This is a genomic window from Hirschia sp. (genome assembly GCF_058892565.1).
Window position 1 is genome coordinate 1 of sequence record NZ_JBZXVU010000060.1, and the last position, 6,260, is coordinate 6,260.

Below are 6,260 nucleotides of genomic sequence, written 5' to 3' on the forward strand. Positions count from 1 at the left end.
CTTATGGTTTGCATACGAATAGCAATATTTTACAGTTATTCTGCATAAGAGTAGATTATTGAGAATTAGCTCAAGCCATCGCGTTTTTCTTCAAGTTCTAGCCAGTCCATTTCATAAGTTTCAAGTTCTTCACGAGCCATATCTAATCGTTTGGCTTTGGTGTTGAATTCATCAGGTTTTTTCGTGAATAGATCAGGGTCTGCTAGGTCTTTTTCAAGTTCACTAATTTCCAATTCACGCTTTGGAATGAGTTTTTCCAATTCATCAAAGCGATGCTGATCTTTAAACGTCAGTTTGACTTTAGGCTTGTTGGACTTGGAGGGTGATGAATGGTTTTTGCCAGTTGATTTGGCTGCAGCTTGTTTCTTTTTTGATGCAATGCGGTTTTGCTTTTGTGACAGATAATCAGAATATCCACCTGGGGTTTCGAGCCATTCACCATCGCCTTCAGGTGTGAGAACGGAGGTAACGACGCCATCAAGGAAAGCACGGTCGTGCGATACGATAATCAGCGTGCCTTCATAATCCATCAGCATGTCTTCAAGCAGATCAAGCGTTTCCATATCAAGATCATTGGTTGGCTCATCCAACACCATGAGATTGGAACTTTTTGCCAAGGCTATCGCAAGTGTTAGGCGGTTGCGTTCACCTCCAGAGAGAGCTGAAACGGGTTGTCTTAACTGTTCAGGTCCAAACATGAAATCTTTAGCATAGGAGGCGACGTGGCGCGGATAATCGCGCACCATGATCTGGTCGCCGCCATCTGGCGCAAGTGCTTCCCACAGCGTATCTGTGTCTTTGAGCGTGTTACGGTTTTGGTCCAGATATGTGATTTGCAAATTCTTGGCGATGCGAACACGGCCAGAGCCTTCATCGACTGGAATTTCGCCTAGCATAATCTTTAACAGCGTGGATTTACCGACACCATTTCCACCAACAAGTCCAAGGCGGGCACCGCGCATAATCTTGATGCTGAAATCCTTGGCGATGACTTTTTTGCCGCCGCCGGGGGCATCAAAAGCTTTCTGGATGTCGATGCCTTCAAATACGAGCTTTGAAGAGGGGGCAGCGTCGTTTGAGATGATTGATGCCGTTGTGTTGGCCTGATTGAGGTTGTGCTTACGCTCGGCCTGCTCAGCGCGCATATTGGCGACTTTGGAGAGGCGACCCTGATTACGTTTGCGCCGACCTGTTACACCGCGCATGAGCCATCTTTGTTCGGCTTTCAGCTTTGTCTGGAGGCGGTCTAGCGCTTTTTCTTCTTCAGCTTCAACTTGTTCAGCCCATTCATCAAAGGCTTTAAAACCGCGATCGAGTTTACGCACAACGCCTTGGCGAAGCCATGCTGTGGCTGTTGTGGTGTTTTCCATGAAACGACGGTCGTGGCTAACCAGTAAGATCGCGCCGCGAAAGCTGCTAATGCGGCCTTCTAATTCTTCAATGGCAGATACGTCCAAATGGTTGGTTGGCTCATCTAGCAGTAAGATATCTGGATCTGATGCAAAGGCACGTGCAAGAGCGAGGCGTTTGCCCTGACCGCCAGAAAGTGTAGAGGGATCAACGTCATGGGCGAGACCCGCCATGTCCAATTCCATCTCGGCCATATACATTTCTGTTTCATCAATGTCGGCAGAGGCGTATTCAAGCGCGGTTTTGAATTTAGAAAAATCAGGTTCTTGATGCAGATATTGAAAGCTAGCGCCCGGTTGTTTCCAGACATCGCCTGAGTCTGCTTCCAGATTGCCAGCAAAGATGCGCATGAGCGTTGATTTACCCGCACCATTACGTCCAACCAGCGCAATGCGCTCGCCTGCATAGAGTGAGAGATCAACACCAGTGAATAGAGGCGCACCGCCCAGCGTGAGCTGAACATTGCGAAGAGTGGCAATAGGAGCTTGAGACATGAAACGCGGTATAGCGGGGAGTTGGTTGCACGGGAAGCCCAAATAAGTAGAATGGTTTATTCGGTGAGTATGTTTTCGGAGGGGGGATATATGATTGGCCGCAAACGCAAGCCGACTACAGGAGAAAGACGTACGTTTTTTCTAGGGATGTTTGTACCAACATTTTTCAGCCTGCTTATGGCTATTGTGGGGTTTGCATTTCGGGAAAATCTGGTTGGTTCGTCCTATGGGACTTTTTTTGTTGCTTTTGTGCCGTGTATCGTCATTTTTACGCTCGTCATATATGGGGTGTCTAACCCAACATTTTCTGATAAATGGGCGCTATTATTACTGGCGCTTGATGTTGTTGTATTAATCCTAGTCTTTGCAATTATAAATAGTTCATACGGGATGAATTTCTCTTGTGATGAAACAGAAAATTGTATGAGTCATGATATTTGGGATGGGCTTTATTTCTCAATAGTAACATTCACGACGCTAGGGTATGGAGATTTTCAACCACGTAGCGATTTACGATTATATGCAGCTCTTCAGTCTTTGATGGGCTATACCGTTTTGGGGATAATGGTTACTTTTGGAATGGATATGCTTCGACAGTCGCATATAAAAAATGACCATAAAATCAATGAGTATTGGTCATTTTTGGTTTGGGTGAAATGTTCGAATAGACTTAGTCGGTTGCGACGTTTCAAGAAAGCATTATTGAAAAAAGAAAAGACTAAATCTGTCGATAAGATTTAAACGCCAGCAATCAATGTGAAAATACCCATCATTGCGGCTATGACTGTAGCAGCAGATGCTAATGCGTTTACGGGGTGATTTTTAATAAACTGTGTCATAAATTTCCTCTTGGTCTCAATATATATTATTTTCTTCAAAAGTCAAGATTTTCGAGAGTTTGTGTAGAGACATCTATTGGTTTTCAATTGATGCAAATGCGCTGGCGAGAGAGCGATAATAGGCGAGTTTTTCTTCTTCCACAGCACTGATTGTAATTGCTTTTTCTGCACCTGGTAGCGGCGAGGCTGGGAGGCCTTCATGGGCGATCATCATAACATCATGCCAGATTTGAGTCGGTGCTTCTCCACCAGTGACTTTTTTCATTGGGGTGTCATCATCATTACCCACCCAGACACCGCCAATATAATCTGCGGTAAAGCCAATGAATAAGGCGTCGCGCCAATCCTGACTTGTGCCGGTTTTACCCGCAACATCGCGGTATTCGGGCGGGCCTGATCGTGCCGGAGGCTCACTGCCATCAGCTGGTGGCGGGGGAAGCACTTCTAGCTTTGCAGCCTTACCCGTTCCGCCAATGACAACACGGCTCATCATGCCGACCATTTCGCGGTTTCGGGCATCATTAAAAATCTTCATTGGCTTGATTGGTTTTTGTTCAAACAGGATGTCACCGCGAGAGCTGCGCACTTGTTTAACGATCCAAGGTTTGAAAATTTGTCCACCAGTTGCAAACACACCATAAGCGCGTGTCATGTCCATTAGGGGGACTTCTTCAGACCCAAGTGCGACTGATGGATAAGTTCCTAATTGCGTGGAAACTCCAAAGCGATTTGCGAGGCTAACCACGCTTTCCATGCCGACTTCCTGTGCCAGATTTGCGGCAACAGTGTTGATTGAGTGTGCAAATGCTTCAGACAAAGTGACGGGACCTTTGTAGCCGCCTCCATAGTTTTTGGGTTTCCAGCCATCAATTGATACAGGTTCGTCGCGGCGTACATCATAAGGGTGTAAATCTGTTTCTAAGGCAGCAGCAAAAACGAATGCTTTAAAAGCGGAGCCGGGTTGGCGCATGGCTTGGGTCGCGCGGTTAAACTGACTGTCGGCATAATCGCGTCCGCCAACCATTGCGCGCACACCGCCATCTTTGCTGAGAATGACAATTGCGCCTTGGTCTATGTTTTTGCTCTCACCAACTTCATCTAGTTTCGCATTGAGTATATCTGACGCTTTGGCCTGTAGGTCTAAATCGACTGATAATGTCACAACCAGATCGGGCACGTCTTTTCCGGCCATGAGCTGATGGGCATTTTCTGTGGCGGCATCTAGAAAATATCCCATACGTGGGTCAAAGGCTTCTTCGACCAGAGTGATGGGTTCGTTTTTGGCGCGCTCGCCCATTGTAGGGGTGATGAATGTGTTATTGACCATCCGGCTAATCACAAGGTTACGCCGCTCTATGGCAAGGTCCATATTATTATAAGGCGAATAGCGAGAGGGCGCTTGTGGTAGGCCGGCGATTAAAGCGGCTTCGGCAACTGTGAGGTCTTGTGGTGATTTTGCAAAATAGGTTTGCGCGGCAGCATCTAGTCCATAACTGCGAGAGCCAAGATAGATACGGTTTATATATAGCTCTAGAATTTCTTCTTTAGACAGCATCTGCTCTAAATCGGAAGCAAGGCGTGCTTCTTGGGCTTTGCGGCGCAATGTGCGTTCGGGTGTCAGGAAGAGGTTTTTGACAAGTTGCTGGGTGAGGGTTGATCCACCCTGAACGGTTTCACCCGCACGCCAATTGGCGATTGCGGCCCGTAAAATTGCCCAACGGTCGACGCCTGTGTGCTGATAAAAACGTTGGTCTTCAACAGATAAGAAAGCCTGAATGACATGTGGCGGCAGATCGGCTGGCGCAATGATATTGCCATAACGTGGGCCGCGCACAGCGATTGTAGTGCCTTCTTCATCGACAAATTCAATCGCGGGTTCGCGGTTCATGGACCAAAGCTCGTCTTTAGACGGTAGGCTTGGCATTTGCGCAAACAGAGCATTCCACAATAAAGCGGCCGTTAGAAACAAGGTGATGAAGACAGCAAGCGCGCCAATACCGATCCATTTGAGAAGATCGGAGCGGGACTTGTCTTTTGCCGCTAATTTGTCTGCTCGAAAGCCTGCCATGGGGTTTGTCGGTCCGCGCTTAGTCAAAGATATGATTCTGGTAGTGTGTTAAGGTTTATATCTGGTCAAGATATTTGGCTAACTAAATTTAATTCATGGCGTTTATGTGTATTTGACTGAAAAACGGGGATAGTTTGCAGCTTATCCCAATGGTTTGCCTGTTTTTATCGCGTTTAAACAGGGGATTTGATGGTTTTGCGAACAAGATATCCGACCCAACACTAAGCCCCTCTATATTGGCTACACTGAGATAAAACCCCAAACAATAAGAGCTTGATATGGAGCAATTGGATCATCCCGATTGGCTGCTGCGCGAATATGATTTTCGTGCGGGAATGTCGGTTGAGGATATGGCAGAGCGCTATAGCGTGAGCATTTATACTGTGCGGACATGGTATCAAAAATTTGGTTGGACGCGGGCGCAAACGTCAAAAGACTTATTGAAGGTCAAATTTAAGCGCATTCTCTTTGCGGCTGAAAAAGAGCTGATGCGCGGGGATTTAGACGATTGCAATAAACGGCTGAAAACTATCCTTCAATATCTGAAAATTTATGAAGGCATTGAGCAATTGGAAGGGGCTGGCAGATCAATAAAACAAGCGGGAAAAACAATGCATGACACGCCAACAGACCAAGGAGAAAACAAGCCATCCTTGGAGGATTTACGGGCCGAAATCGAACGCCGCCTTGAGAGGATTACTGGCATCCGAGAAACGAAATGCGCAAAGAGAAGCGATACTCAATTGCCTGAAGACTAGGGATGATGCTGAAACCATCTTTCATGATTGGCAATTATGGGCGCATGAAGGGCAAATACCGCCAGATACTGATTGGCATATTTGGCTTTATATGGGCGGGCGCGGTGCGGGCAAGACGCGCGCAGGTGCGGAATGGATAAGGTCTCAAATTTGGGAGCATGGCAAACAGCGTGTGGCTTTAGTGGGGCCAACGCTTAGCGATGTTCGCGAAGTGATGATTGAAGGGCCTTCAGGACTGCGCAATATTGGACCTGTTGAAGAAAGGCCGATTTATTCTCCTTCAAGGCGGCGGCTGGAATGGCCAAATGGCGCAGAAGGTTTTGTGTTTTCTGCTGAAGATCCAGACAGTTTGCGTGGACCTCAATTTGATGCGGCGTGGGGCGATGAAATAGGCGCTTGGCATCGCGGGCAAACATGTTGGGACATGCTGATGTTTGGATTGCGGCTGGGAGATAATCCACGCATTTGCGCCACCACAACACCAAGGCCAACGCCGCTTATTCGCAAGCTGGTGAAATTAGACAATATTGAGATTACGCGGGCGAGCACATTGGAAAATGCGCACAATTTAGCGCCAAGTTTTCTTGAGGCTGTGCAAGCAAATTATGGCGGCACGCGGCTGGGTCGGCAAGAGATTGACGGCGAGCTGATTGATGATCCCAAAGGGGCTTTATGGCTGCGCTCGCAAATA

General features: G+C 47.3%; 5 protein-coding genes. 3 read left to right on the top strand and 2 right to left on the bottom strand.

Annotation, left to right across the window (positions count from 1 at the left end; all coding sequences use genetic code 11):
• Positions 1-65: 65 nt before the first annotated feature.
• Positions 66-1,904, bottom strand: coding sequence for an ABC-F family ATP-binding cassette domain-containing protein (locus AC5EF3_RS16180; protein ID WP_493548783.1), 1,839 nt, complete (start codon positions 1,902-1,904; stop codon positions 66-68).
• Between the two features lie 90 nt (positions 1,905-1,994).
• Here AC5EF3_RS16180 and AC5EF3_RS16185 point away from each other — a divergent pair, with 90 nt between their 5' ends.
• Positions 1,995-2,645: a potassium channel family protein gene (locus AC5EF3_RS16185; protein WP_493548784.1), complete on the top strand. Its 651-nt coding sequence runs from the start codon at positions 1,995-1,997 to the stop codon at positions 2,643-2,645.
• Between the two features lie 171 nt (positions 2,646-2,816).
• On the opposite strand, the gene AC5EF3_RS16190 is transcribed toward AC5EF3_RS16185, so the two are convergent.
• Complete coding sequence (locus AC5EF3_RS16190; protein ID WP_493548785.1) at positions 2,817-4,811, bottom strand: transglycosylase domain-containing protein; 1,995 nt, start codon at positions 4,809-4,811, stop codon at positions 2,817-2,819.
• A gap of 278 nt (positions 4,812-5,089) precedes the next feature.
• Between AC5EF3_RS16190 and AC5EF3_RS16195 the strand changes: the two genes are divergently transcribed.
• On the top strand, positions 5,090-5,569 hold the full coding sequence (locus AC5EF3_RS16195) for a hypothetical protein (RefSeq protein ID WP_493548786.1): 480 nt from the start codon (positions 5,090-5,092) through the stop codon (positions 5,567-5,569).
• Positions 5,499-6,260: terminase large subunit domain-containing protein (locus AC5EF3_RS16200; RefSeq protein WP_493548787.1), on the top strand; the 762-nt coding region annotated here is incomplete at its 3' end. The genes AC5EF3_RS16195 and AC5EF3_RS16200, both read left to right, overlap by 71 nt.